A 26,106-nucleotide genomic window follows, 5' to 3' on the forward strand; every position below is an offset into this window, starting at 1 on the left:
AAACTGTGTCAGATACATTGAAAACAGCCTTCGAGACGTTAGAGAAGAAGATGGTTACATTAGGCGAGCAGAAGCAACAGCTCGTGACCCAACTGCAAGAAGCTGAAGAGAAGTATGAGAACTTGCAACTCGAGTTTGGTACCTATCGTCAAAATATGGAGCAGGAGAATGCTCGATTAGTGGCGGATAATGCCCTTCTTTCCGAGAAGTTAAATAAGCTCGTTTCCCGTGTGGAATCGATGAGCCAAAATATGTAGGAATGTAGGAGAATCAAGATGTCAGAGACTGTAGTTGTATCGGTAAAAATTGCCAATGAAGAGTATCCTATCAGCACTCCAAAATCGGAAGAGGAGGTTTTGCGCGAATCTGCACTGCGTCTAGATGCAGAGATTGCAAAATTACGCTCAAAAGGGCGTCTCTCTCTTGAGAAGGCGGCGATCATGGCGGGGATCATTCTCGCAAGTGAGCTTGTCCGTGCCGAGAAAGGGGTAGAATTGACAGAATTTAAGTTAAGAGAAGAGCTTGTCGCCTTATCGAAAAAGGTGGATCAGTTTCTCTAAAGAGTAGGATCAATGATAGGATCGATGATCACTCTCAAATGATAATAATGAGTAACATATGATATGCATGAGGAGCGCGTATGACTTTAGATGAAGAATTAGCCAAAAATAGCCGCCTTGTAACGAATCTCCCTCTCTGTGAGGTGCGTATTCAGAATGAAGCGCGTTTTCCATGGATTATTTTAGTGCCTAAGCGCGATAATATTGAGGAGATTATCGATCTTTCCATTGAAGATCAGGAGCAACTACTCAAAGAGTTACGCATGGCTTCTCAAGTGATGCAGACACAATTTGATGCCGATAAGCTCAACATTGGGGCGCTCGGTAATATCGTCCGTCAGCTCCATATTCATGTGATTGCACGCTACGAGACCGACCTTGCATGGCCTAATCCTGTGTGGGGGTATTTTGAGCTCAGCACACAATATGCGGCAGATGCATTAGAGCGTCGAATTAAATTATTGAAGGATGCCTTTGATAAACTTGCATAATTTTGGCATAGTTATATCTGTTTTTTTCTCATAAAAGGCATTTATGAAAGCATTGATTCAAAAGATAGAAGCCTGGCTCTGGTCTGAGACAGGTTCTTTTTTATTGTTACGTCGGGGATTACAGCTTCTCTATCGCATTGCAGTGCAATATAGTGAGGCCAATTTTAAAGAGCGGGCGCAAGCATTAACCTATACAACAATGCTCTCTCTAGTGCCATTGATGGCAATAACCTTCTCTATTTTAGCGGGCTTTGGTGTTCATAATGAGCTAGAACCGCTCTTAAAGAGTGCGCTCTCCTTTTTAGGGGAGGAGAATGCTACAGATTTTGTCAATATTTTGATCGGCTTTGTAGAAAATACCCGCGGGATTATTCTTGGTGGTGTGGGATTATTAGTTCTTCTCTATACGGCGATCAACTTGATGACGACGATCGAATCGGCCTTTAATCGAATCTGGCGCGTGGCGAAAGGGCGCTCATTTAAGGAGCGCTTACTCTCTTATGTGGTGGTAATTCTGATCGGCCCGATCTTTGCTTTTATCGCTTTCTCCTTTCTCTCAAGCTCCATTGTTCTGCGTGTTACAGGTTTTGTAACCGATCCTGTGATCACCTTTCTATTAGGGCAATTTTTCACCATTGCCGTGGTCACGGTGGTGATTTGGCTTGCTTATCTCTTTATCACTTTCCGTAAAGTAAATCTTATTCCGGCACTCATTGGTGCGCTGATTGCGGCAAATGCCTGGTACTTTATCGGTAAGCTCTTTACCCAATTTGTGGTGATGTCGGGTAAGCAGTCGCAGATCTATTCCGGTTTTGCCAGTGTTGTTCTCTTTATTATGTGGATGTATCTCTCTTGGCTCATCGTTCTAGTGGGGAGTCAGATTGCATTCTATCTACAATTTAAATCACTCATAGCGCATGATGATGAGGTGAAGGTAAAACCGAGTCAGGTGGAGATTCGTCTCTGTCTTGAGGCGAAAGATACCGATCGTAATGAGTGGTTTGTTAAGCATCTTTCAAGTGAGTCGGTGGATATCTCGCCCCCGGCGGTGGGTAAGGTGAGTTGTGGTGAGAATGGTCGGCAGGTGGAGTCGGTGATTACGCTCTCCCCGATGGAGAAAGATGTGGGTGTTCAGGTGACCGATCATCTTGAGATCTCAACAACTTCTTCAGCATCAAATGGCAAGGGAAGTGATCCAGAGAGTGCATCAGACAATGGGGAGCAGAAGTGAGTCATCGATCCCCTTTTTGGGAAAAGCCGCTCGAAGAGTTGAGTTCGCAGGAGTGGGAAGCGCTCTGTGATGGTTGTGGGCTCTGTTGTCTTAACAAATTAGAAGATGAAGATGATGGGGAGATCTACTATACGCGAGTTGCCTGTAATCTTTTAGATCTTCAATCGGGCGCATGTCAGCACTATTGCAATCGTCATCAATATGTTCCGGAATGTATCTCTCTGCAGTTACAAGATATTGCCCAATTTCGTTGGTTACCTCAAACTTGTGCTTATCGTCTACGGGCGGAAGGGCAATCTCTGCCGGCATGGCATCATTTGATCTCAGGTGATCGCTCTCAAGTGAGGGAGATCTATCCCTTTCCTCAATTAGCGCTACTCCATGAATCGGCTTTAAAGGATGACGAATTTCTAGAAGATTTTATTATCGAAGAAATTATGCCCAATCAGTAGAGATAAGTCGTTATTCGGTGATGAGAGAGTCCCACTCCGGTCATTGAGAATACCTATTACCGGCGCGCAATTTCTGGAAGAACGCGATAGTAAGAATCGGCACCGTTCAGCCTTTTTCATTTCAAAAATAACTGATGATAGAAGATCATCACTTGCCGGCGCGCGATTTCTGGAAACATGCTGGGGTAATCTCCGGCAACTCATCAGCTCTTTTTTGATTAATCATAATATCTGTTCTTAAGAGAATTTGTGGAGCGGCGGGAGCCAACTATTTCATTCTTTTAACCGGTGCATGCCCGCCATTCGGCATCTTTGATGCCGAGGGTTATTACGATGGAATGTGATAGTTTCCGGTGATAGAAAATCGCCACTTGCCGGCGCGCGATTTATGGAAACATGCAGGGGTAATCTCCGGCAACTCAACAGCTCTTTTGGGTTTGATCAATCATAATATCTGTTCTTAAAAGAATTCGTGGAGCGGCGGGAGCCAACTATTTCATTCTTTTAACCGATGCATGCCCGCCATTCGGCATCTTCGATGCCGAGGGTTATTACGATGGAATGTGATAGTTTCCGGATAGAAAATCGCCACTTGCCGGCGCGCGATTTCTGGAAGAACGCGATAGTAAGAACCGGCACCGTTCAGCCTTTTTTATTTCAAAAATAACTGATGATAGAAGATCGCCACTTGCCGGCACGCGATTTCTGGAAAAACGTGATAGTAAGGACTGGCAATTCATCAGCCCTTATAAAGATAAGAAATATTTCGGAAATCGAATGATTGCCACTTGCCGGCACGCGATTTCTGGAAAAACGCGATAGTAAGGACTGGCAATTCATCAGCTCTTTTTTGATTAATCATAATATCTGATCTTAAGAGAATTCGTGGAGAGGCGGGAGCCGACCATTTCATTCTTTTAACCGGTGCATGCCCGCCATTCGGCATCTTCGATGCCGAGGGTTATTACGATGGAATGTGATAGTTTCCGGTGATAGAAGATCTCCACTTGCCGGCGCACGATTTTTGGAAAAACGCGATAGTAAGAACCGGCACCGTTCAGTCTTTTCCATTTCAAAAATAACTGATGATAGAAGATCATCACTTGCTGGCGCTCAATATATGGAAATATGCAGGGGTGATCTCCGGCAACTCATCGGCCTCTTTTGTTTCAATGGATTGTTATTATGATTCTTAAGAGAGTTTGTTGAGCGGCGGGAGCCAACTATTTCATTCTTTTAACCGATGCATGCCCGCCATTCGGCATCTTCGATGCCGAGGGTTATTACGATGGAATGTGATAGTTTCCGGTGATAGAAGATCGCCACTTGCCGGCATGTGATTTCTGGAAGTATACAGGGGTAATCTCCGGCAATTCATCAGCCTCTGTTTTTCATTGTTTCACTCAATCAATCAAACTCATCCGCAATTGATCCGCTTTTTGGTTACAATATTGTTATTGTTGAAGTAATGAGACTGACAAGCGTAGAGTCTATCGGAAGATAACTTCTTAATATGCTATTAATCAAGGAGATTAAGTGATGAAGAGAGATGAGGATCGTGTAGTGGAAGGCTCGTTAGTGGAGAAGCTGACCCACCTTAATGCCGATGGTGAGGCGCATATGGTGGATGTGAGCGATAAAGCGATCACAAAACGCCGGGCGATTACAAGTGGCATGATTACTATGAATCAAGAGGCATTTTCTGCTTTGGTCGAGGAGCGCGTTACGAAGGGGAATGTCTTGGGAGTTGCCCGAATTGCGGCGATTCAAGCGGCAAAACGAACGGCCGATCTTATTCCGCTTTGCCATCCTCTTCCCCTGACAAAGGTGAATGTGGAGTTTAACCTCATGCCGGAGAAAAAGAGCGTTATTGCGACGGTAGAAGTGGTCACAAATGGCGTTACCGGTGTTGAGATGGAGGCTTTAACGGCAACATCTGTTGCGTTACTGACCATTTATGATATGTTAAAGGCCATTGATAAACGAATGGTGATCTCCGATATTGCCCTTGATCGAAAAACAGGTGGCAAGAGTGGTGACTTTATTCGTTAGTGCGAACTGATTTATTGCAAAAATTTGCGCAATAGATTACTATATCCCTCTTTTATTAGAATTGATGGTGTTCTTTGAATTACTCTACATTAACCATATGGCAGGCCATTGATCAACGTCTCGTTGTTGAAAATGTTCAATTACCGAAAAAACTCTTTCCCCGATTAGAGGAAGCGGTTGAAAAGGTCAATGGTGATATTGTTGTGTCTTTTGAGGCGGGCCTCGATGAGAGTCAGCATAAGTGCATTGTTGGACATGCGTTCGTCAATGTCGATGTTGAATGTCAACGTTGCCTTGAGCCGTTCCCGATTGATCTGGATGTCGATTTTCGATGGCTTCCTGTCAAAAGCGAATATGAAGCAGAGCTAGTAGGGGATGATGCTGATGTCATTATTATTGAAGATGTCGATATCATTAGCTTCTTATATCATCTTGAAGATGAGTTATTGATGGCATTGCCGATCATACCTTACCATGCAGATGATGAGCCTTGCGAAGGACGTGAGTTTTTAAAGAATCAAGAGCTGCCAGAAGAAGAGGAGAAGAAGAATCCTTTTGCTGTTCTGTCAGATCTATTGGATTAGGTAGATCTTTCTATCACTTGAAAGAATATAGTTTAATTAGGAGTAGTTAAAATGGCTGTACAAAAATCGAAGGTAACTCGTTCAAAAAGAGGAATGCGTCGTGCGCATGATTTCTTAACTTCACGCCCAGTAAGCATCGATAAGACTTCAGGAGAGATGCATTTACGTCACCACGTAACTGCTGATGGTTTCTATCGTGGCCGTAAAGTTATCACTAAAAACGAACAAGTTGTCGATCAAGAATAATCTTTAACGACTGTTAGAGGTTGATAGACATATATCGGAAAACCTACGCCTTGTCTTGTTCGAAGATAGCGTAGGTTTTTTATTATGAGTTTCTCTCCTATTTCCCCGCAATTGAGTAGTGATAGCAGAGCGGGATGAGAATCTGTTATCAGTTGATGTTAAAAATTAGGAATCAGCAACGTGATTAAGAGCAATCAAGTGCCTGTAAAGCTCGCAGTAGACATGATGAGTGGTGACAATGGCGCACCAGAGTATATCCCCGCAGTTGTGAGTGCGTTAAATGCACATGATAATCTTTCTGTCCTTGCTGTCGGAAAAGAGGATGTTTTACAGCCCCTTTTAGCTGATCAGCCCCACTTTAAATCAGGCCGAATCACTATTGTGTCGGCAACAGAAGTAGTGGAGATGGATGATGCACCCCAAAGTGCGCTTCGTAATAAGAAGGATTCATCGATGCGTGTTGCCATCAATTGCGTTAAAGCAGGCGAGGCCGATGTTGCAATGTCTGCCGGAAATACTGGGGCGCTCTTAGCAACGGCAAAATTTGTCTTAAAGACACTTCCTGGCATCATGCGCCCGGCAATTTGTACTTCGATCCCCTCACTTCGTGAGCGTGGTTATGTGCATCTTTTAGATCTCGGTGCGAATGTGGATGTAACCCCTGAGCATCTCTACCAATTTGCGGTGATGGGTTCACTCCTCTCTTCAGTGGTCAGTGGCGATCCGGCGCCGAAAGTCTCTTTAATGAATATTGGGACGGAAGCGATGAAGGGGAATGAGTTAGTGCGAGGAACGGTTCCGCTAATGGAGGGATCAGATCTTAACTATATCGGCTTTACAGAGCCCGATGGGATCTTCTTTGATGATGTTGATGTGATTGTTTCTGATGGTTTTACCGGCAATATTGCACTAAAAACATTGGAAGGGACAGTGAAGATGATTGTCCAGCAGCTAGGAAACTCCTTTAAGAAGAATCTTCTTACAAAATGTGCGGCAGTTGTCTCAATGCCGGTTTTAAAAGATCTTAAAAATAGAATGGATCCTCGTAAACATAATGGTGCAAGTCTCTTAGGTTTACGCGGAATTGTTGTAAAATCACATGGGAATGCAGATCGTATCTCTTTTCAAAATGCGATAGAGATATCTGTTAAGCTTGTAGAGCAACAAATAATTGATAAGATGAGAAAACAATTTGAAACTGCGGAGAATCAGCAGTCAAACGAATAGGTTGGATAAGGATGAATTCAAGAATAATCGGAACTGGGCAATATTTGCCAAAAAATATTGTGACAAATGAGCAATTGTCCAAAACTGTTGATACAACGCATGAGTGGATTGTAGAGCGGACTGGAATCTGCCAGCGCCATATTGCCGATGAGAGCGATACAACAGCGGGTTTAGCATATGAAGCTGCGAAACAAGCTTTGCAAGATGCCAATATTGATGCAGATGAACTAGATTTGATTGTTCTTGCAACAACAACGCCAGATCAGACATATCCATCAACAGCAACATTAGTGCAAGATATGCTTGGAAATCACCATGCGGCTTCCTTCGATATTAGTGCAGCTTGTTCAGGATTTATCTACGCTTTAGCAATTGCCGATAACTTTATTAAAGCAGGCTCTGCGAAAAAAGCGATGGTGATCGGTTCTGAGATCTACTCTCGCGTGCTCGATTGGAGTGATCGGACCACCTGTGTTCTCTTTGGAGATGGTGCTGCAGCTGTGATCCTTGAGGCAACAGAGGAAGAGGGAATTATCTCCACCCATATTCATGCAGATGGTGCGTATAAAGATCTTCTTTCAGTGAAGAAGAGTGTTATCTCGCGTGAAGATGTCTATCCTTATGTGCAGATGAAGGGGAATGAGGTATTTCGTCATGCAGTGACTAAGTTGCATGAGATTGTTGATGAGACCTTAACGGCGGCAAACTTAACCGGGTCTGATATCGATTGGTTAATTCCGCATCAGGCGAATTTAAGAATTATGACGGCAACAGCAAAACGTGCCGGCATGCCATTAGAGAAGATGATTGTCACCGTTGATCAACATGCGAACACCTCTGCGGCAAGTATTCCTTTAGCGCTCGATGTTGCGCGTAAAGATGGTCGCGTGAAGAAGGGGGATCTTGTTCTCATGGAAGCATTCGGCGGTGGCTTCACCTGGGGTTCAGCCTTAGTGAGAATGTAATTTCAGAGAAGAGCGATAGAAAGCGATTAAAGAAAGGTTTTAAACAGTAATGTTTAAAACCTTTTTTGTTGTTATATGGTTGTAATAATAAGGTTTGTGGAGCGGCGGGAGCTTACCATTTTGTTCTTATAACTAGTGCATGCCCGCTATTGGCATCGATGATGCCCGTTGCCGGCGCGTAGTTTTTGGAAGCGCATGATAGTAAGGACCGGCACCGTTCAGCCTCTTTTGTTGATTATCTATAAATTTTCTTTCGATGTCCGATAAAGAGAGCAAGGATCGTTAATTTTTTATCTTGTATATCACATATAATTCGGTAATTGCCGACTCGATAGCGCCAGAGACTTTTGAGATTACCTTGTAGGGCTTTTCCCCTCACTCTCGGATCATCTAAGTGAGCAATTTGTAGCTCTAAAGTATCCACTATGCGTTTAGCATAAGTTTTATCGATCTTTTTTAATGCTTTTAGAGCGCTATCAGAATATTCAATTCTCCAGACCAAGTCTTCTTCTCACTTCTTTACTGCTATGTGTCGACTCTTGACCTTGATGAATACGCTTTAGAATTTGTTCAGCTATCTGAGCTTCCTCGATATCGGTAATATGTTCTAAAAGAGCTTCTTTAACATATTCTTCCTCACTGATACCGGCTTTATGAGCTAAAGCTGTTAATCGTGTAGAGATCTCTTTTGGTAGGTCTATTGCTAACATCTTTCCCCTCTTCATGATGAACAATCCTTTTGATTTTAGTTGATCTTTTTCCATTGTGGGAAATTCGCCATTGAAATTCAATAGACCTCTCTTTATGCCTCTCAATTCTTTTACATTGATTTGACAGCATGCAGGGTAATCTCCGGCAACTCAACAATCTTTTTCATTCAATAATATTCCAGTTAAGAAGTGTTATTAATCAATCAAAAATTCTGATTGTAATTGTCGATAGCGCTATTTCTGATAAAAAGGTAGAATTGGGAAGATAAATTAAAAACGAGAGGGAATTTCTTATTAGGAATTCTCTCCTTTAAGTATTCAATGAGAGAGAAAATAAAATGAGTGAAATAAATCGTACATTAGCATTTGTCTTTCCTGGTCAAGGTTCACAAAGTACCGGGATGATTGCCGACCTTTTAGATCATCCACTTGTTGTTGAGACCTTACAGGATGCCGATGATGCATTAGGATTTTCACTATCAGAAATTATTCGTTCAGGAGATGCTGATCAATTAGGGAAAACAGAGATCACTCAACCGGCGATCTTAACCGTTAGCATCGCGCTTTGGCGTGTTTGGTGCGCAGAAAATGGTGCAAAACCTGCCTATCTTGCCGGCCATAGCTTAGGGGAATATAGCGCACTTGTGGCAAGTGGCGTTTTAGCATTTAAAGATGCGGTTAAATTAGTCCATCAACGTGGTCTCTTTATGCAGGAAGCTGTTCCTGTAGGAACGGGTGCAATGGCGGCAGTATTAGGATTAGATGATGATGCCGTTAGAGCCGTTTGTCATGATTCTGAAAAAGCAGGTATCGTCGCTGCCGTTAACTTTAACTCTCCCGGTCAAGTGGTCATTGCCGGTGAAAAGGCGGCGGTAGAAGCGGCTTGTGAACTTGCAAAAGAGCGTGGAGCGCGTCGCGCACTTCTGCTCCCTGTCTCTGTTCCTTCCCACTCAATTTTGATGAAACCAGCGGCTGAACAGTTAGCAACCGTGCTCGATGATATGCTGCTCTCTGCTCCAAAAGAGATTGTGATCCATAACGTGGATGTGAGCGCGCATCGTGATGTCGAAGAGATTAAAGAAGCATTAATTAGCCAACTCTATGAACCTGTTCGCTGGACAGAGACGATCGAATACCTTGCGCGCGAAGGGGTTACTACGATCGTAGAGTGTGGTCCTGGTAAGGTATTGACCGGTCTTATCCGCCGTATCGACAAATCCTTGACCACTTACAATGTGTTAGATGGAGGAACTCTCGAGAGTGTTATCAAAGAAATCTAATATCCCCCAAATCCTCTTAGGGGCGTGTACCGCGATCTTTTTAGGGACCTATCTCTTCTTTGGTCGCGATCTTGTTCTTGCAACAAAAGCATTGGTCTATAGCTCGGCGATTGCGTTACTCGTTTCAGGACTCTTCTTCCGGCAATCGATGCGTCGAAATGATTGGTTAATCCTCTCGGCGACATTGATCTTCGGAACGATGACCATTGTCTTCGATAATGAGGTCTTTATTCAGTGGCGTACTTCTATTGTCAATATTCTTATCGCAATTGGCCTTGTAGGGATGTTCTATCTAAAAAAATCTCCCATTAAGATGATCTTTGGGAAGACTTTAGATATTGAACTGCCGGAGCATGAGTGGTTACGAACCAATCTCTGGTGGGCAGCCTATATGTTGGTGATGGCGGCGCTCAATGCTGTGATTATTCTCGTAGGGCTCTCCTCTGAAGTCTGGATGAGCTTTAAGATGGTGATCAATCCGCTTCTTACCTTTGTATTAGCGATTCTCTTGATGGTACATCTTGTTAAAAAAGGGAAGCACTATGAGGCAATCAAGCGCGCTGAAATAGAGGCAGAGGATAGTAAGCAGCATCAGCTCGCTCAAAAAGAGCAAGAAGAGTCATAATCGGTCTCGATTGGTTATATTAGTAGTATTTCGATAAGTTGATATCACTAGGTGTTTGATATCGTCCGATATACACCGATATACAAATATCTATTAATAATTGCGAATTAAGTTCTAATAAGGACTAATAAGGGCTAATAACGGAGCGTAAAGATTAACCTATTACATTATTGTGGGGTTTTTAGATAAAAAGATGAATAATCAAGCAAGATTAGATAAAATTAAAGACTTATTGACTGAGGCATTAGCGCCAACTTTTCTCGAGATTATCGATGATAGTCATCTCCATGCCGGTCATGCCGGTGCTCGAGGAGGCGCAGGTCACTTTACAGTAAAGATCGATTCACCAAAATTTGTCGGTCTGCCGCTTTTAAAGCAGCATCGATTGGTGTATCAAGCATTAGATACCATGATGGATCGTGATATCCATGCATTAAGTATTCAAATTACGACTCAACAACCGAAATAAGGGAAGAGTAGCAATGAAAAATTTATTTAAAAAGACATTATTAACCGCAGCACTTATGGGAGCTTTCTCTGTAGTTGCAATGGCAGATGAGGCACAGCCTGTTGCTGTTGAAGCGGAAGTTGTATCAGAGGGTTATCAATTACAAGACCCTGTGGCAACAGTCAATGGAAAAGAGGTTTCTAAAGCAGAATTAGAGAACTTCCTACTCCTCTCTCAAGGTGTTGAAGTCGATGAGGTCGAGAGTCCAGAAGTAGCGGTACAACTCGTTAAACTCCTTGGCACCCAAGATGCTTTAGCAGAAGAAGCGAAGAAGCGTGGACTCGATAAGGATCAAGATTATCAATTGAAGATGCGTCTTATTGGCGATCTCTTCTTAGCGGATCTTCTCTTCCAAAATATGCTCGATAAGGGTGAGATTACTCAAGAAGAGCTCAAAGCACAATATGATGCAATGGTGGCTCAAATTGAGCAGACTGAGTATCAGGCATCTCATATCTTAGTTGACTCGGAAGAGGAAGCGAATGGGATTATCGAAGATATCAAGAGTGGTAAAACAACTTTTGCAGAAGCGGCAAAAGAGAAATCACTCGATCCAGCAACCGCTGCACGTGATGGTAGCATCGGTGGTTGGTTCCGCCTTTCAATGATGGATCCAAGTTTTGGTGAAGCGTTGAAAGGAATGGAGAAAGGGAAGATGAGCGAAACGCCTGTTGAATCCCAATTTGGTTACCATGTTATCGTTTTAGATGATGTGCGTGATTTAGATCTTGAGATCAAACCATTTGATGAGTTAGATGAAGAGACTAAATTACAGTTAGCACAACCACTCTTCCAAAAATATGTGGAAGAAGTTCAAGAGAAAGTGAATGTTGAGCTACCAGAAGCAAAACAGTAACGATCTTATCGTTGATCTGTAGTTCGCCCCAATAATGGGGCGCTCTGTAATGACCTGATCCTCTCCGAGAGGTTTCAGGTCTTTTTGTTCATTAGGGTTAATTGATGGCATATTTTTTTGAGTTTATTCTTTTTGTGGCGAAGACTGGCACGATTATTGTCGCCTTTATTGTGGCGCTTCTCTTTTTAGCTTCTCTGCGTAATAATCAGCAGCAATCGGGGGGCAAGATCGAGTTTAAGGATCTTGGTGAGCGTTATCAGCAGATCAAAGAGGGTTTTTTAGAGTTTAAACATAGCGATCTTGATGATAAAGATTTTAAGGCCGAACTTGAGAAAGAGGAATCTCGAGAGAAGCAAGCAGAAGCTTTAGAGAATGCAGCAGAATCGATATCTGAAGGGAGATCTGAAACGGTCCCTGAAAATATTGTGCAAGAGGATAAAGAGGATAAAGAGGGCGATCAGCGTGCTGAGCGTGATGAGAAATCGCAAGTTGCAAAAGCCCCTTTCTGGCAGTTTTGGAAGCGTGAGAAAGAGAAGAGCAAGCCGAAAAAGGCAGATACGCTCTATGTGTTGGAATTTGATGGGGATATTCAAGCGGAAGAGGTGCGTAGCTTACGAGAGGAGGTCTCCGCGTTATTGCAGATCGCAGAGAAAGGGGATGAGGTATTGATTCGTCTTAAGAGCCCCGGTGGCGCTGTCAATGGTTATGGTTTAGCCGCCTCACAATTAGTACGTATTCGCGATAGAGGGATCCATTTAACGGTGGCAGTGGATGAAGTGGCTGCTAGTGGTGGTTATTTAATGGCTTCTGTTGCGCATAAGATCTTAGCAGCGCCTTTTGCCATTGTCGGTTCTATCGGTGTTGTGGCAGAGATGCCTAATTTCCATAAATTATTGGAGAAATATAATATCGATTATGAGCAATTTACTGCAGGTGAGTATAAGCGCACAGTTTCGATGTTTGGTGAGAATAGTGAAGCGGCAAAAGAGAAGTTCCGTGCCGAACTCAATGAGATTCACCATATTTTTAAAGATTTTGTCCAACAATATCGTCCACAGCTTGAGATTGAGCAGATCGCAACGGGCGAGTATTGGCTTGCGGTTAAAGCGCTAGAACTCGGTTTAGTGGATGAGTTAAAGACGAGTGATTCCTATATCTTAGAATCGATGAAGAATAAAAATGTCTACACGATTCAATATGTGGAGAAGAGCTCTGTCCGTCAAGGAATTTCCCGCTTCTTAACTCGTATTATGAAGCGAATTCCCTTCTAAGGTAGTGATATTGATAGAATATTGAAGGGATATTTTGAGTAGTCGTAAGATAGAAGAGAGTAAGCCGGCAAGAGAGTAAAAGTGCTCTTTTGCCGGTGAAAATAGAGATCAACCCCAATAGCGATTATAATGGTGCGTTATTGGGGTTTTTTATGAGCTGAGTCGTACTGTCGGCGTTGATCATAGAAATCAGGGTAGTAGGTAGAGAGAAGGTAGAGGATAGAATGGCTGAGAAGCGCATTAGAGAAGCGAGCGTAGAAGCTGCGGAACGGGTAATAGAAGTGGCGTTGCCTTGTCCGCTTCATCGCACCTTTGAGTATCTTGCTACTGATATATTTATTAAAGATGAGGCGGAGAGCGCTTCCCCAAAAAAGATTAGCCCCGCCGTTGGGATGCGAGTTGCTGTTAATTTTGCGCGTCGGGAGATGATCGGAATTATTGTAGCGGTCAAAGAGGAGAGCGATTATCCTCGTGAGAAGTTGAAACTGATCAAAAATCTCCTCGATGAGATGCCCATTATTGGGCGTAATCTTTTGAGCCTAGCTGAGAGAATTGCCCACTACTACCACGCGCCGATAGGGGAGGTTTTACAACTCTTTCTTCCTACTCCTCTACGACAAGGGCGGCCGCTCTATGTTGCGGAAGATTACTATCAGATCACCGATGCCGGTATTGCATGGCGTGAAGATGTGCAAAATCGTGCTTCAAGAGCTAAAATTGCGATTCTTAACTTCTTCGAAGAAGGGCAGCGTTATAGTGAAGTAGCGCTTTTAGCCCAATTTCCTAATTTTAAAAATCATCGTCGTGCGCTCTTAGAGAGTGCTCTACTTCTGCGTGAAGCCGATCTCGATTGTGAGCCTTCTCCGGCGAAACCGCCATCAGAAGAGCCTCCATTACAATTAACTACCGCACAGCAGCATATTGTGGATGATATTGTGGTCAATAGACCGCCTCTCTCCTTTATTGAGGGAGTGACAGGCTCAGGGAAAACAGCTGTCTATACAGAGATCGCGCGTCATCATCTGGCAAAAGGGGAGCAGGTTTTGATGTTAGTGCCGGAGATCGGCTTAACGCCTCAATTTGTCAGTCGCATAGAGTCCGCATTATCGGTCCGTGTTGCCGTTATTCACTCTCAATTGAGTGATAATGAGCGTCTAGAGGCGTGGCGTAATGCCGCATTAGGGCGGATCGATCTACTTATCGGCACCCGTTCTGCGCTCTTTACCCCCTTTGCGCGTCTTGGTTTGATGATTATCGATGAAGCGCATGATAGCTCCTATATACAGCGAGATGGTGTTCGTTATTCTGCTCACAATAGTGCCATTTGGCGGGCTCATTTTGAAAAGATTCCGCTGGTGATGGGGAGTGCAACGCCTACCTATGAGAGTGTTCGTAATATTGCGGAAGGGCGTTTTAGCTATTATCAGCTGCCAGAGCGAGTGAGTGGTGCAATGCCGGAGTGGGAGATTGTCGATCTCAATGAGGAGAAGAATTACGATGGCATCACAACACGGGTTTTAGATGAGATTGAGGCGACGATTGCACGGAAAGAGCAGGTATTGATCTTCCTAAATCGGCGTGGATTCTCTCCTGTTTTAACCTGTCTCGACTGTGGCAAGATTGAGGAGTGTCATCATTGCAGTAGCTATCTCAACTTTCATCGCACCACCGGAATGCTTCATTGCCATCATTGTGGGACACGATATCCCTATCCTAAAGTATGTAGTGCTTGTGGTGGTACGCATTTTAAGGAATTAGGGGCAGGCACGCAGAAGATTGAAAAAGCATTAGCCGATGCATTTCCTTTGGCGAGAGTTTTACGTTTTGATCGGGATAATGTTCGCAATAGTCGGGAGTTAGTGGAGAATTTAACCCAGATCGGGGAGCAATCAGCCGATATCATTGTAGGCACGCAGATGTTAGCAAAGGGGCATGATTTTCCCAATATCACTTTAGTGGTTCTCCTCAATAGTGATGGGCTCTTCTTTGCCAATGATTTTCGGGCAGATGAGAAGCTAGCACAACTCTTGATGCAGGTTTCAGGGCGTGCAGGGCGGGGGGAGAAGAGAGGAAAGGTTTTAGTACAGACGATGTTTCCTGATAATGCCCTTTTTCATCAGTTACCTAAGATCGGTTATCAAGCTTATGCCCAAGAGGCGCTTGAAGTACGTCAGATTCTCAATCTTCCGCCTTACTCCTATCAGATCTTAATTCAGGTAGAAGCAAGAAGTGAATCGGAAGCGACTTCATATCTCGAAGGGTTACTCAATCATATTGAGCCAGATCCTCAAGTTGAGATCACCCCAGTGATGCCCAATAACCTTAAGCGCCGGCAAGGATTTTATCGGGTACATGTGATCCTTCAATCGGAAAAGCGAAGTGCTCTGCACCGAATGGCATACCAAATACGTCTCCTCTATGAAGCCAATATTCGCTCCAATATTCGCCTCTTAATCGAGGTTGACCCCATCGACTTCACCTAAATCATTTTGACTCAATAAGAAGGTTTTTGGAGCGGCGGGAGCCGACCATCTCAATCTTTTTACCGGTGTATGCCCGCCATTCGGCATCTTCGATGCCGAGAGTTATTGCGATGGAGTGTGATAGTTTCCTGTGACAGATGATCGCCACTTGCCGGCGCGCGATTTCTGGAAGAACGCGATAGTAAGATCCGGCAACTCAACAGTCTTTCTCGTTTCAAGAAAAGAGTCGGTGATAGAAGATCGCCTCGTGCCGGCACGCAATTTTTGGAAGTATGCAGTAGTAATCTCCGGCAGTTCATCAGCTTTTTTTATTTTGATCAATTGCTCTTAAGAGAATTTGTGGAGCGGCGGGAGCCGATTATTTCATTCTTTTAACCGATGCATGCCCGCCATTTGGCATCTTCGATGCCGAGAGTTATTGCGATGGAATGTGATAGTTTCCGGTGATAGAAGATCGCCATTTGCCGGCGCACGATTTTTGGAAAAACGCGATAGTAAGAACCGGCACCGTTCAGCCTTTTTCATTTTAAAATAACTGATGATAGAAGATCATCACTTGCCGGCATATGATTTCTGGAAGTATGCAGGGGTAATCTCCGGCAACTCATCAGCTCTCTTTGTATAATCAATTGTTCTTAAGAGAATTTGTGGAGCGGCGGGAGCCGACCATCTCAATCTTTTTACCGGTGTATGCCCGCCGTTTGGCATTCTCAATACCGAGAAGAATAGGGGTCTATCTAAAGTAGATGTGTTGGCAATAGATCCTAGAGTTATCTATCTTAAGAAACGACAAAGGACATCTAATTAGATGTCCTTAAAATAGTATCAATGGCGTGTCATTGCCATAATTTAATACTAGCTCTTATTGCTAAGAGTCTTAAAAGCCCCTTATGGGTTCATACATAGCATTATACGATTTAAGCTAACTTGCAACTTTTTCTTCTCTTCCTGAAAGAGAGCTTCATCTAATTTTTATAATGGTATGTCGATACACTTTATCCATTTAATTCTATTGAAGATATTAGAAATATAACAGACCATAAGTGTAGATCATTATTAGATAAATTGTATCTTTGTGTTTGATTCTATTAAGAAGGTTTTTGGAGCGGCGGGAGCCGACTATTTCATTCTTTTAACCGATGCATGCCCGCCATTCGGCATCTTCGATGCCGAGAGTTATTGCGATGGAATGTGATAGTTTCCGGTGATAGATGATCGCCTCGTGCCGGCGCGCGATTTCTGGAAGAACGCGATAGTAAGAACCGGCACCGTTCAGCCTTTTTCATTTCAAAATAACTGATGATAGAAGATCATCACTTGCCGGCATATGATTTCTGGAAGTATGCAGGGGTAATCTCCGGCAACTCATCAGCTCTCTTTGTATAATCAATTGCTCTTAAGAGAATTTGTGGAGCGGCGGGGCCGACCATCTCAATCTTTTTACGATTGCATGCCTGCCGTTTGGCATCTTCGGTGCCAACTGCCGGCGCGTAGTTTCTGGAAGAACGTGATAGTAAGATCCGGCAATTCATCAGCTTCTGTTTGGGATTGGATCTATAAGATCCCTTCTTGAATGCCCCTAGTTCGACATTAAATATTGTTGATAGAAGTGGTCATTGGGCGACAAATTTTGGGCAAAAAAAAGCCGAGCTCTTAAAGACTCGGCAAAATAACCACCAAAGGAGGATATGGAGGAGAACGTCTGATTGCTCAAACGTCACGCATATAGTAGTGCTTTTTTTATGGGTTGTCAAATAATATCTTAAGCAAAAGATAAAAAATTTAGAAATATTTTCAAATTAGCGGTTTTTGTGAAAAAAGTAGCCATTTTTGCGGGAATATCGATGTAAAAAGCGATAAGTGAGCAGAAGTAGGAAGAGAAAACGTTTTCAAAGAGAGATCTTGAGATATGAAAAAAGGCTCTAATTGATTAATATTTAATCATTATTAGAGCCTTTTAGATTGAGTGCGTTGATCAATCAGTCAACCCATCAGCCAACCAATCAATCGGGAAAATTACATGCCGGCAATAACGGTATTGAATCCGCCATCCACAAAAGTGATCTCGCCTGTTACACCTGATGCAAGATCAGAAGAGAGGAATGCGGCAACATTACCCACTTCTTCAATAGTGACACAGCGACCGATCGGCGCGGCTGCTTCAAATGCCGTTAACATGCTCTTAAAGTCCGCAATCCCTGATGCTGCTAAAGTACGGATCGGACCTGCGGAGATTCCATTAACACGAATACCATCTCTACCAAGCGCTGCTGCCATATAGCGAACATTGGCTTCAAGTGATGCTTTGGCTAAGCCCATTACATTATAGTTTTGAACCGTACGCTCACTTGCAAGATAGGTTAATGTTAAGAGTGATGCATTTTTACGAAGGTAAGGACGTGCAGCTTTTGCTAATGCGGCAAAACTATAAGAGGAGATATCATGAGCAATTTGGAAGTTCTCTCTTGTTACGGTATCGAGGTAGTTACCATCGAGTGCTTCTCTTGGTGCAAAGCCGACAGAGTGGATCACAATATCAAAGCCATCACTCCAAACATTGTTGAGTGAAGTCATTAATGCTTCAATTTCACTATCACTTGCCACATCACATGGGAAGACGATTTCTGAGTCGAGTTCTGCCGCCATCTTTCTAACGCGATCTTCTAAACGCTCACCATGAAAGCTAAATGCAAGCTCAGCACCTTGCTCACGCATCGCTTTGGCAATTCCCCAAGCGATTGAACGATTAGAGGCGAGACCGACGATTAATGCACGTTTACCTTTTAAAAAACCCATATTAAATCCTTTCTGCTTCTGTTTGATTATTGTTGCTGATCGATAGCGTATCGAAGCGCATCAAAGAATCAAAACGATATAAAAATAGTATGAAAATAGTATAAAACACCATAAAAAAGCGTGTAAAGATCTGCCATTTTGCGACAGATTAAATAGCACCATATTACCACGAATTTTTATTGGGGCATTGCGCTATTTCTCCCAAATTCTAGGAAGAATCACTACGATTATTACATTTAAGAGCGCTTTACCCTCAATAGTTAGGGCGCTATGAGTGTGATTTATCCATATTTTAGTATTGAGTATTTAGTATTAGTTTATTTTTTGGGAGAAGGTTAGGGGGCGGATCGATGGTTTCAGTAATCTATACGAGAGCCTTGAGTGCGCTGCATGCGCCGGAGGTACGTGTTGAGGTTCATATCAGTAATGGCTTGCCGGCATTAACGATTGTGGGGATGCCGGAAACGGCAGTTAAAGAGAGTAAGGATCGGGTCGTTGCCGCTATTGTCAATTCTGGCTTTGAGTTCCCTAATCGTAAAATTACCATCAATCTCTCTCCGGCGGATCTTCCTAAAGAGGGCGGGCGTTACGATCTGCCCATCGCTCTAGGGGTCTTAGAGGCTTCAGGACAGTTACAAAATTCGCCTAAAGCGTATGAATTTGTCGGTGAATTGGCGCTTACTGGAGAGTTGCGACCTATCACAGGATTGCTGCCCACAGCCATTCAGGTGATGAAGCGGGAGGGGCGCTTAATTGTCCCTTATGATGGAGCTGAAGAGATCGGCTTTCTTGGGTATCAACACTTTTTGATGGCGAAAAATCTCCGTGAAGTGGTGGATTTTATCGATGGGAGAGTCAAATTAGCAGAACCACCTGTTCTACAGATTCAATCTGATACGCCCATTCCCGATTTTTCAGAGGTTAAAGGACAGTTTTTTGCTAAACGCGCATTAGAGATCGCCGCAGCCGGTGGACATAATGTTCTTTTGATCGGTCCGCCCGGAACTGGAAAGACCATGCTCGCCTCCCGCTTTGCCGGCATTTTACCGCAGATGACACGAGAGGAGGCGATCGAAAGCGCGATGATCGCCTCTATCAGTCGGCAGGGATTTCGAGCGGAGCAATTTGGTGTTCGTCCTTACCGCACGCCTCATCACACCTCTTCATCTGTTGCCTTAGTGGGGGGCGGAACTTATCCAAAGCCGGGGGAGATCTCCCTTGCACATCACGGCATTCTCTTTCTCGATGAGTTGCCAGAGTTTAATCGCACGGTGTTAGAAGTATTGCGAGAACCGCTTGAATCGGGGATGATCCATATCTCAAGAGCGATGCAACAGGTGGAATTTCCGGCAAAGTTTCAATTGATCTCAGCGATGAACCCCTGTCCTTGTGGCTATTTAGGAGATCCTGTTCATGAGTGTAGCTGTAGTGATTATGCGATTGCTCGCTATAAGGGGCGAATATCGGGACCGATGTTAGATCGGATCGATCTTCATGTGGAAGTGCCTCGTATCTCCACAGAAGAGCTCCAAAGTAGTAAGAGAGGGGAACCCACCTCAGAGATTAGAAAGCGTGTTGAGGTTGCAAGAGCGGCACAATTAGCGCGACGTGAGAAGATCAATGCTGATCTTACCGTCAGTGAGATTGAGTCTGACTGCTCCCTTGGAGAAGGGGAGTTGAAATTATTGGAGATGGCGCAAAAACGGCTCAATTTCTCCCCACGGAGTTATCACCGTATTTTACGAGTAGCGCGAACAATTGCCGATCTTGAAGAGAGTGAAAAGATCAGTAGTCGACATTTAACGGAGAGTCTTGCCTTTCGAGCGCTCGATCGGGGTTATCAGAAGAGTCCATAGGCGTTATAGATCAAATTTACAGCAATTTTATCAATCTCTATCTCTCTTTGGGCTGACCTTTTACCTATCGATCTCTCTTTTTATCTCCTTCTCAATTTTTCTCTTTAAGAGATCCCTTTCGCTTGTGGGGTAAAGGAGGATATACTAGAGGGCTATTGAGATCATTTTTTATGATCGAATCATCGCCGATGCTCACCATAATCTAGGGGAGTTGCACGACGATATTTGATCAATGTTGATTGATAGAAATTCTATAAAGTCTATAAAGTCTATAAATTCTATCAAGGCAATAGTTCACTAAGCAGATAACCGATCAGATCAAGCGATCGAAGGAGATTTAAGTTGAGTCAGTCACTTGTAGCGCCTACACAATCTATCGAAGAGGTGGTAGGAAAGATTGTTAATGGCTTTCAGTTTTTAGATGATTGGACCGCCCGTTATGAATATCTTATCGATTTAGGGCGCGCAATGCCCCCCTTTCCCGATGATCAGCGTATTGAAGAGAATCGCCTCTATGGTTGCCAGGCACAGGTTTGGTTACTCTCTCAATATCATGAAGGGCGTCTCTATTTTCAAGCCGCGAGTGATTCCGCTATTGTTTCCGGCCTTTTAGCGCTTCTTCTTCGGGTCTACTCAGGGCGTACGCCCCAGGAGATCTTAGATCATCCCCCTGATTTTATCCGTGAAATTGAGTTAGAGCAGCATCTCTCCCTCTATCGTGCCAATGGTTTAGCGCAGATGATGAAGAAGATTCGTCTAATTGCGGAGCAGACCTTAATTGAAGAGGAACATGGCGCCCTTTAAGGTGTGTCAAAGGGAGAATATGCGCTATCCATTTGAGATAACAAAGAAGGGAGTTGGTACTCCCCACAATCTTCCTGCAAAGATTTTGGCACAATTGGAAGAGAGCGATCGAGAAGAGAATCGATTTATTTGGGATGGTAAGACCTTTTTTTGGCGCGATTTAGCGGCCGGCGATCTTAAAATTGACTTCTTTTCCAAGAAGATGCGCTACCGTATGCAACATCTCAATAAGGCACAGGAGCCACTTCTTAGAGCTTTAGGATGGAAGAGTAATGAGCGTAAAAATGTGCTTGATCTGACGGCGGGATTAGGGCGAGATTCTGCACTTCTCTTTTTTGCAGGCTTCAATGTGACGATGTTTGAGCGTAATCCTGTATTACAGATTTTGTTAAAAGTGGCGTTAGAAGCGGTGCCGATGGCAGAGTTCCCGCAGCAGTGGCGTCTAAAAGAGCAAGATGCAATTGAGTATCTAACCCATTACGGACTTTATCGTGCGGATGAAGCGCAAGATAGCGTGGGTGAGAGCCTTGGTCAGATTGAAGAAGATCAGTCTGAAGGAGATCAGTCTGAAGGAGGGCCGATTGAGTTGATCTATCTCGATCCGATGTATCCTGAGCGGAAGAAGTCAGCCTTAGTCAAAAAAGAGCTTCGTATTATCCGTGAACTTGTGGGAGATGATCCCGATAGTGAAGCGCTTCTAGACGCCGCGCTAGAGAGCGGGGCAGAGCGGATCGTTGTTAAAAGACCGAAAGGCGCTCCTTTTGTGGGGGAGAAAAGGCCTAACCACTCTGTTGAGTCGCCGAATACTCGTTTTGATGTCTATCTTCGCTCGACGAAAAGTATGTAGGTTCAAAATCGATCGGAATGGGGTATCTAATCAATATCGATGTGTAGCGCTAAGTGATCACATCAGGTTATCAAGTAGGAGTTAAAAAGAGAGAGATGAGTCGCGAAATTACCGATTTAGTTGCAGTAAATGAGGATTCTACATTGAAAGCCGCAAGTCGCGGTGCAAGACGGATTCCCATCTATGATATCCCTATTGTTAAAGCAGAGTTAGAGCGGGCGGATGAGGTTTTAGGGTTGCGTAATTTAGAGCCGGCCGTCAGTCTCTTCGGTTCTGCACGATTAACGAAAGATGATCGGAGCTACCAATTAGCTTTTGAGATTGCCAAAGCGCTCTCAGAGCGGGGCGTTTCTATTATCACCGGTGGTGGACCCGGCGTTATGGAAGCAGGAAATAGGGGGTGTCAGGCGGGGAAGTTAGGAACTTCAATCGGTCTTAATATTAAGCTACCTCGTGAGCAGTCGCCGAATATCTACCAAGATCTCTCGCTCCATTTTGATCACTTTTTAACGCGTAAGACAGTCTTTTTAGCCTATTCAGAGGCTTTTATCTGTGTGCCGGGGGGATTTGGCACGCTCGATGAGTTGATGGAAGCTTTAACCCTGATGCAGACGAAAAAGATGATCGAAAAACCGATCATTCTCGTCGATCGACAATTTTGGCAGCCGCTTCTCAATTGGTTTGGAAATGAGCTTCTCTCTCAAGAGATGATTATCGCGAAAGATCTCGATCGCGTGACGCTAGTCGATAGTGTGGAAGAGGTCTTAGCAGCCTTAGCGCCCATCTATAAGGATCTCTCTTCAGAGGAAGCGAAGTAGAATCTTTATTCTTAAGAAAATTTGTGGAGCTGCGGGAACCGACCATCTCAATCTTTTCACCGGTGCATGCCCGCGGGTCGGCATCCTTGATGCCAACTGTCGGCGCGTAGTTTATGGCAGTGTATGAGAGTAAAATCCGGCGCGCTCAGCCTCTTTTATTCCAAGAAAATAGTCAGCGATGGAGAATCGCCTCTTGCCGGCATGCAGTTTATGGAAGTATGCGGTGGTGATCTCCGGCAATTCATCAGCTTTTTGTTTTGATCAATCACAATATTGTTCTTAAGAAAATTCGTGGAGCTGCGGGAACCGACCATCTCATTTTTTCACCGGTGCATGCCCGCGGGTCGGCATCCTTGATGCCAACTGCCGGCGCGTAGTTTATGGCAGTGTATGAGAGTAAAATCCGGCAGCGCTCAGCCTCTTTTATTTTAAGAAAATAGTCAGCGATGGGGAATCGCCTCTTGCCGGCATGCAATTTATGGAAGTATGCGGTGGTGATCTCCGGCAATTCATCAGCCTTTTTCAATCAACAATCTAATAAAGAGCAATAAAAAAATGCCACCATTGATAACTCTATGGTGGCATTTTGATATCTATCGATCTTTTAATTGATCTTTTATGACAAGTTACAAATTAGCGTAACTTTGCTTCATTCTGCTTTCTAATTAGTTTGCTTTATGAAGAATCTGTTGTACTAAGAGTTGAATCTTCTCTTGTGGAATGTGTAAGTTAGGTGCCATTGGAATAGGACCCCAAACACCTGAACCACCGTTGGTGACTTTCTCAACAAGATAGGTTTCAGCACCATCATCATCTTTATACTTTTCGTATACTTCATCGTAGCTTGGGCCAATTAATTTGCTATCTTGACGATGGCAAGCAAAGCAACCTGAAGCTGTTGCAAGCTCAGGATCAACCTGTGCAAAAGTTGGAACTGAAAGTGCTGCGAATGAAGCGGCAATAAGAAGAATTTTTTTCATATGAATTTCCTTTTAATTGAATGATTCATCACTGAAGTCTATTGTGACTCTGCTAGTAACTATTGTGATCGAATGCTTCTGCTCGGAGCGGATCCACAATAGATGTCGCCATAAATCACATCCATATAACTTCTATTCTACCAGAATCATCCACTATTCTACCGTTAAATGGGAGTATTTACTCTATATTTTTGTATATCAATTTTCAACTGATTGGGCAGATGATCGGGATCATCTGCACTTTAAGAAGTTTTAAGCAACTTTAAGAAGCTTTTAAAAACTTTTAAAATTTATTTTTTAGTATCCCCTTTTTTCGGAATCTCCCAATTTTCCACATGAATCGCCTCTAAGCGATTACGAACTAAGGTATGATCTTTAACATCTTTAGGAACAATAGAACCCGCGGCTGTTGCTGCATGATTACCAATTTTAACGGGCGCTACTAAGGAGCTATTCGAACCGATAAAGGCATGATCGCCAATAATGGTCTGATGCTTGTTTGCTCCATCGTAGTTGCAGGTAATAACACCTGCGCCAATATTACTCTCCTTGCCGATCGTAGCATCCCCTAAATAGGCAAGATGGGAAGCTTTAGCCCCCTCTGCCAGAGTGCTATTTTTAGTCTCAACAAAGTTACCAATACGGGTATTATCCCCCAATTTACTATTCTCCCGAATGCGTGCAAAAGGACCGATAGAGGCATTCGCACCGATTGAAGCATTCTCAATAACAGAGTAGGGATGAATAATGGTGTTATCATCAATAACGACATTTTTTAAGACGCTACCGGTACGGATCACAACGTTTTTACCTAAGATCACTTTACCTTCTAAAATCACATTCGCTTCGATATGGCAATCGAGGTCATTCTGAACACGTCCACGAATCGTTAAAGAGTCGGGATGATCGATCGTAATACCATTGAGCATGAGTTGTTTTGCCATCTCTTGCTGATAGTAGCGCTCAAGATTAGCCAATTGAATACGATCATTAACGCCCTGGATCACTGCTGGATCTTCCTCGATAGTATGGATCGTGATTCCATTTTGGACTGCAAGTTTTGCAACATCGGTGAGATAGTACTCATTTTGTTGATTATCATTATCGATCTGTGGAAGCGCCTCTTTTAAGAAGTTTTGGCAGATGGCGAAGATACCGGTATTGATCTCTTTGATCTCTTTTTCGGTCTCATTGGCATCTTTCTCTTCAATAATCGCAATCATATGATGATTATGGTCACGAATAATACGGCCATAACCGGTAGGATTTTCAACAGAAGAGATCAACCAGTTGAGGCGCGTATTTTCGGCATTCTTGACGAGCTCTTCCAATGTTTCTGCACGGATCAATGGTGTATCACCATAGAGGACGAGGACGGTAGAGTCTTCAATGGTGTAGGGCAGTGCGTACTTCATCGCATCTCCGGTACCTTCAAAGGTCTCTTGTTTTGCCCAAGTGATATCTTCATGGTGGGTAAAGGCCGCTTGTAGCTCTTCTCCACGGTGACCATAAACAACAATTAAACGATCGGGATTGAGCTTTCTTGCACTCTCTAAAACATGTTCAAGCATCGGCTTGCCTCCAATTTTATGGAGGGGCTTGGGGAGTGCTGATTTCATTCTAGAACCTAAACCTGCCGCTAGAATGACGATGGAAAGCTTTTTCATATCCTAAATTCCTTTTCTTTTGATAGCTCTTATTGATCAATAAGATTGTTCAAATAATACAATGATATATCGTAGAGATATGGTAAATGATATTGTATCTCTCGGCTCTATAGACTTTTTTCGGCTCAACAAAAAGGTTTAATTGAGCCTATCGACCATGATGCCGACCCGATATCGATCTCCCCATTTTAATCTTTTACGCTGATCACTTCAGGAAATTTTTGGCAAAGCGGGATAAGATCAATCTTTACCGGGAATCTCTGTCAACTCATCAAAATAGTAAAGGCTGAACGCTGCCGGAGATTACCACTGCGTGTTTCTATAAATCGTGTGCCGGCAGTTGGCATCGAGGATGCCGAATGGCGGGCATGCATCGGTGAAAAGAACGAAATAGTCGGCTCCCGCCTCTCAACAGATCCTCTTAAGAATCATAAGAATGATTAGCTGAGATAAATTGAAACAAAGAAGGCTGTTGAGTTGCCGGAGTTTACCACTGCATGCTTCAATAAATCGCGCGCCGGCAGTTGGCATCGAGGATGCTGAATGGCGGGCATGCATCGGTGAAAAGGACTAAATAGTTGGCTCCCGCCCCTCCATAAACCTTCTTAAGAGTAATTCATCAAAACAGCAAAGGCTGAACGTTGCCGGATCTCACTATCGCGCCCTTCCTCAGACCACGCGCCGGCAGTTGGCATCAAAGATGCCGACCCGCGGGCATGCATCGGTGAAAAGAACGAAATAGTCGGCTCCCGCCTCTCAACAGATCCTCTTAAGAATCATAAGAATGATTAGCTGAG

27 protein-coding genes are annotated in these 26,106 nt (G+C 43.7%); 20 read left to right on the forward strand and 7 right to left on the reverse strand.

What is annotated here, in order from left to right; translation table 11 throughout:
• The first annotated feature begins 5 nt into the window (after positions 1-5).
• From DC082_RS08465 to DC082_RS08510, 10 genes are all read left to right on the forward strand, one after another.
• Positions 6-257: a hypothetical protein gene (locus DC082_RS08465; protein ID WP_109236598.1), complete on the forward strand. Its 252-nt coding sequence runs from the start codon at positions 6-8 to the stop codon at positions 255-257.
• Positions 258-275: 18 nt separating this feature from the next.
• Positions 276-560 (forward strand): cell division protein ZapA, encoded by a 285-nt coding sequence (locus DC082_RS08470; protein ID WP_109202206.1) that lies wholly within the window; start codon positions 276-278, stop codon positions 558-560.
• 80 nt (positions 561-640) lie between these two features.
• Positions 641-1,051, forward strand: coding sequence for an HIT domain-containing protein (locus tag DC082_RS08475; protein WP_109236599.1), 411 nt, complete (start codon positions 641-643; stop codon positions 1,049-1,051).
• A 43-nt stretch (positions 1,052-1,094) separates the two neighbouring features.
• A complete protein-coding gene (locus DC082_RS08480; RefSeq protein WP_109236600.1) occupies positions 1,095-2,282 on the forward strand; it encodes a YihY/virulence factor BrkB family protein in 1,188 nt (395 codons plus the stop codon).
• The gene (locus tag DC082_RS08485) at positions 2,279-2,734 is read left to right on the forward strand and encodes a YcgN family cysteine cluster protein (protein ID WP_157957432.1); all 456 of its coding nucleotides are present in this window, start codon (positions 2,279-2,281) and stop codon (positions 2,732-2,734) included. The genes DC082_RS08480 and DC082_RS08485 overlap by 4 nt, the downstream gene beginning before the upstream one ends.
• Positions 2,735-4,312: 1,578 nt before the next feature.
• Complete coding sequence (moaC, locus tag DC082_RS08490) at positions 4,313-4,786, forward strand: cyclic pyranopterin monophosphate synthase MoaC (RefSeq protein ID WP_109236697.1); 474 nt, start codon at positions 4,313-4,315, stop codon at positions 4,784-4,786.
• Between the two features lie 74 nt (positions 4,787-4,860).
• Positions 4,861-5,370 (forward strand): YceD family protein, encoded by a 510-nt coding sequence (locus DC082_RS08495; protein ID WP_109236602.1) that lies wholly within the window; start codon positions 4,861-4,863, stop codon positions 5,368-5,370.
• A gap of 51 nt (positions 5,371-5,421) precedes the next feature.
• Complete coding sequence (rpmF, locus tag DC082_RS08500) at positions 5,422-5,616, forward strand: 50S ribosomal protein L32 (protein WP_094567477.1); 195 nt, start codon at positions 5,422-5,424, stop codon at positions 5,614-5,616.
• 180 nt (positions 5,617-5,796) lie between these two features.
• On the forward strand, positions 5,797-6,843 hold the full coding sequence (plsX, locus tag DC082_RS08505) for a phosphate acyltransferase PlsX (RefSeq protein ID WP_268245782.1): 1,047 nt from the start codon (positions 5,797-5,799) through the stop codon (positions 6,841-6,843).
• A gap of 11 nt (positions 6,844-6,854) precedes the next feature.
• Positions 6,855-7,808 carry a beta-ketoacyl-ACP synthase III gene (locus tag DC082_RS08510; protein ID WP_109236603.1) on the forward strand — a complete coding sequence of 318 codons (954 nt, stop codon included), beginning with the start codon at positions 6,855-6,857 and terminating at the stop codon, positions 7,806-7,808.
• Between the two features lie 235 nt (positions 7,809-8,043).
• Here DC082_RS08510 and DC082_RS08515 read toward each other — a convergent pair whose 3' ends face one another.
• Positions 8,044-8,310: a type II toxin-antitoxin system RelE family toxin gene (locus tag DC082_RS08515; RefSeq protein ID WP_109236604.1), complete on the reverse strand. Its 267-nt coding sequence runs from the start codon at positions 8,308-8,310 to the stop codon at positions 8,044-8,046.
• Positions 8,294-8,572, reverse strand: coding sequence for a type II toxin-antitoxin system RelB family antitoxin (gene relB, locus DC082_RS08520; RefSeq protein WP_133243700.1), 279 nt, complete (start codon positions 8,570-8,572; stop codon positions 8,294-8,296). The genes DC082_RS08515 and relB overlap by 17 nt, the downstream gene beginning before the upstream one ends.
• A 284-nt stretch (positions 8,573-8,856) precedes the next feature.
• On the opposite strand from relB, the gene fabD reads away from it, so the two are divergent.
• The 6 genes from fabD (at position 8,857) to priA (ending at position 15,541) form a co-directional block, all read left to right on the forward strand.
• Positions 8,857-9,798: an ACP S-malonyltransferase gene (fabD, locus tag DC082_RS08525; protein WP_094567472.1), complete on the forward strand. Its 942-nt coding sequence runs from the start codon at positions 8,857-8,859 to the stop codon at positions 9,796-9,798.
• Positions 9,779-10,423: an inner membrane-spanning protein YciB gene (locus DC082_RS08530; RefSeq protein WP_157957433.1), complete on the forward strand. Its 645-nt coding sequence runs from the start codon at positions 9,779-9,781 to the stop codon at positions 10,421-10,423. The genes fabD and DC082_RS08530 overlap by 20 nt, the downstream gene beginning before the upstream one ends.
• Positions 10,424-10,616: 193 nt before the next feature.
• Positions 10,617-10,892, forward strand: coding sequence for a BolA family protein (locus tag DC082_RS08535; RefSeq protein ID WP_109236699.1), 276 nt, complete (start codon positions 10,617-10,619; stop codon positions 10,890-10,892).
• A 13-nt stretch (positions 10,893-10,905) separates the two neighbouring features.
• A complete protein-coding gene (locus DC082_RS08540; protein ID WP_109236607.1) occupies positions 10,906-11,787 on the forward strand; it encodes a peptidylprolyl isomerase in 882 nt (293 codons plus the stop codon).
• A 104-nt stretch (positions 11,788-11,891) separates the two neighbouring features.
• On the forward strand, positions 11,892-13,058 hold the full coding sequence (gene sohB, locus DC082_RS08545; protein ID WP_109236608.1) for a protease SohB: 1,167 nt from the start codon (positions 11,892-11,894) through the stop codon (positions 13,056-13,058).
• Between the two features lie 224 nt (positions 13,059-13,282).
• Positions 13,283-15,541, forward strand: a complete 2,259-nt coding sequence (gene priA, locus DC082_RS08550) for a replication restart helicase PriA (RefSeq protein WP_109236609.1) — start codon at positions 13,283-13,285, stop codon at positions 15,539-15,541.
• 102 nt (positions 15,542-15,643) lie between these two features.
• Here the strand turns inward: priA and DC082_RS10655 are convergent, their stop codons facing one another.
• The 3 genes from DC082_RS10655 to DC082_RS08560 all read right to left on the reverse strand — a co-directional run bounded on the left by DC082_RS10655 (position 15,644) and on the right by DC082_RS08560 (position 18,337).
• Complete coding sequence (locus tag DC082_RS10655) at positions 15,644-15,862, reverse strand: hypothetical protein (RefSeq protein WP_133243701.1); 219 nt, start codon at positions 15,860-15,862, stop codon at positions 15,644-15,646.
• A 992-nt stretch (positions 15,863-16,854) separates the two neighbouring features.
• A complete protein-coding gene (locus DC082_RS08555) occupies positions 16,855-17,073 on the reverse strand; it encodes a hypothetical protein (protein ID WP_109236610.1) in 219 nt (72 codons plus the stop codon).
• Positions 17,074-17,557: 484 nt separating this feature from the next.
• Entirely contained in the window at positions 17,558-18,337 is a 780-nt protein-coding gene (locus tag DC082_RS08560) for an enoyl-ACP reductase FabI (protein WP_109236611.1), read from the reverse strand.
• A 350-nt stretch (positions 18,338-18,687) separates the two neighbouring features.
• Here DC082_RS08560 and DC082_RS08565 point away from each other — a divergent pair, with 350 nt between their 5' ends.
• From DC082_RS08565 to DC082_RS08580, 4 genes are all read left to right on the forward strand, one after another.
• Positions 18,688-20,193: a YifB family Mg chelatase-like AAA ATPase gene (locus DC082_RS08565; protein WP_109236612.1), complete on the forward strand. Its 1,506-nt coding sequence runs from the start codon at positions 18,688-18,690 to the stop codon at positions 20,191-20,193.
• A 342-nt stretch (positions 20,194-20,535) separates the two neighbouring features.
• Positions 20,536-20,997, forward strand: coding sequence for a SufE family protein (locus DC082_RS08570; protein WP_109236613.1), 462 nt, complete (start codon positions 20,536-20,538; stop codon positions 20,995-20,997).
• 19 nt (positions 20,998-21,016) lie between these two features.
• On the forward strand, positions 21,017-21,844 hold the full coding sequence (locus DC082_RS08575) for a class I SAM-dependent methyltransferase (RefSeq protein ID WP_157957434.1): 828 nt from the start codon (positions 21,017-21,019) through the stop codon (positions 21,842-21,844).
• Positions 21,845-21,939: 95 nt separating this feature from the next.
• Positions 21,940-22,662: an LOG family protein gene (locus DC082_RS08580; RefSeq protein WP_109236615.1), complete on the forward strand. Its 723-nt coding sequence runs from the start codon at positions 21,940-21,942 to the stop codon at positions 22,660-22,662.
• A 665-nt stretch (positions 22,663-23,327) separates the two neighbouring features.
• Here DC082_RS08580 and DC082_RS08585 read toward each other — a convergent pair.
• Together DC082_RS08585 and glmU are read right to left on the reverse strand one after the other, a co-directional pair.
• Complete coding sequence (locus tag DC082_RS08585; RefSeq protein ID WP_094567456.1) at positions 23,328-23,642, reverse strand: c-type cytochrome; 315 nt, start codon at positions 23,640-23,642, stop codon at positions 23,328-23,330.
• Between the two features lie 290 nt (positions 23,643-23,932).
• Positions 23,933-25,309: a bifunctional UDP-N-acetylglucosamine diphosphorylase/glucosamine-1-phosphate N-acetyltransferase GlmU gene (glmU, locus tag DC082_RS08590; RefSeq protein ID WP_109236616.1), complete on the reverse strand. Its 1,377-nt coding sequence runs from the start codon at positions 25,307-25,309 to the stop codon at positions 23,933-23,935.
• Between the last annotated feature and the right edge of the window lie 797 nt (positions 25,310-26,106).

It is taken from the genome of Ignatzschineria indica, assembly GCF_003121925.1.
GTDB classification, from domain to species: domain Bacteria; phylum Pseudomonadota; class Gammaproteobacteria; order Cardiobacteriales; family Wohlfahrtiimonadaceae; genus Ignatzschineria; species Ignatzschineria indica.

What these genes read in the sequence shown, in the direction of transcription:
- DC082_RS08470 (WP_109202206.1), top strand. Translation starts at nt 276, where the DNA reads ATGTCAGAGACTGTAGTTGTATCGGTAAAAATTGCCAATGAAGAGTAT.
- DC082_RS08555 (WP_109236610.1), bottom strand. Translation starts at nt 17,073, where the DNA reads ATGAATTGCCGGATCTTACTATCACGTTCTTCCAGAAACTACGCGCCG.
- priA (WP_109236609.1), top strand. Translation starts at nt 13,283, where the DNA reads ATGGCTGAGAAGCGCATTAGAGAAGCGAGCGTAGAAGCTGCGGAACGG.
- DC082_RS08565 (WP_109236612.1), top strand. Translation starts at nt 18,688, where the DNA reads ATGGTTTCAGTAATCTATACGAGAGCCTTGAGTGCGCTGCATGCGCCG.
- fabD (WP_094567472.1), top strand. Translation starts at nt 8,857, where the DNA reads ATGAGTGAAATAAATCGTACATTAGCATTTGTCTTTCCTGGTCAAGGT.
- DC082_RS08540 (WP_109236607.1), top strand. Translation starts at nt 10,906, where the DNA reads ATGAAAAATTTATTTAAAAAGACATTATTAACCGCAGCACTTATGGGA.
- sohB (WP_109236608.1), top strand. Translation starts at nt 11,892, where the DNA reads ATGGCATATTTTTTTGAGTTTATTCTTTTTGTGGCGAAGACTGGCACG.
- DC082_RS08480 (WP_109236600.1), top strand. Translation starts at nt 1,095, where the DNA reads ATGAAAGCATTGATTCAAAAGATAGAAGCCTGGCTCTGGTCTGAGACA.
- DC082_RS08535 (WP_109236699.1), top strand. Translation starts at nt 10,617, where the DNA reads ATGAATAATCAAGCAAGATTAGATAAAATTAAAGACTTATTGACTGAG.
- glmU (WP_109236616.1), bottom strand. Translation starts at nt 25,309, where the DNA reads ATGAAAAAGCTTTCCATCGTCATTCTAGCGGCAGGTTTAGGTTCTAGA.
- DC082_RS08475 (WP_109236599.1), top strand. Translation starts at nt 641, where the DNA reads ATGACTTTAGATGAAGAATTAGCCAAAAATAGCCGCCTTGTAACGAAT.
- DC082_RS08575 (WP_157957434.1), top strand. Translation starts at nt 21,017, where the DNA reads ATGCGCTATCCATTTGAGATAACAAAGAAGGGAGTTGGTACTCCCCAC.
- relB (WP_133243700.1), bottom strand. Translation starts at nt 8,572, where the DNA reads ATGGAAAAAGATCAACTAAAATCAAAAGGATTGTTCATCATGAAGAGG.
- DC082_RS08585 (WP_094567456.1), bottom strand. Translation starts at nt 23,642, where the DNA reads ATGAAAAAAATTCTTCTTATTGCCGCTTCATTCGCAGCACTTTCAGTT.
- rpmF (WP_094567477.1), top strand. Translation starts at nt 5,422, where the DNA reads ATGGCTGTACAAAAATCGAAGGTAACTCGTTCAAAAAGAGGAATGCGT.
- DC082_RS08510 (WP_109236603.1), top strand. Translation starts at nt 6,855, where the DNA reads ATGAATTCAAGAATAATCGGAACTGGGCAATATTTGCCAAAAAATATT.
- DC082_RS08580 (WP_109236615.1), top strand. Translation starts at nt 21,940, where the DNA reads ATGAGTCGCGAAATTACCGATTTAGTTGCAGTAAATGAGGATTCTACA.
- DC082_RS08560 (WP_109236611.1), bottom strand. Translation starts at nt 18,337, where the DNA reads ATGGGTTTTTTAAAAGGTAAACGTGCATTAATCGTCGGTCTCGCCTCT.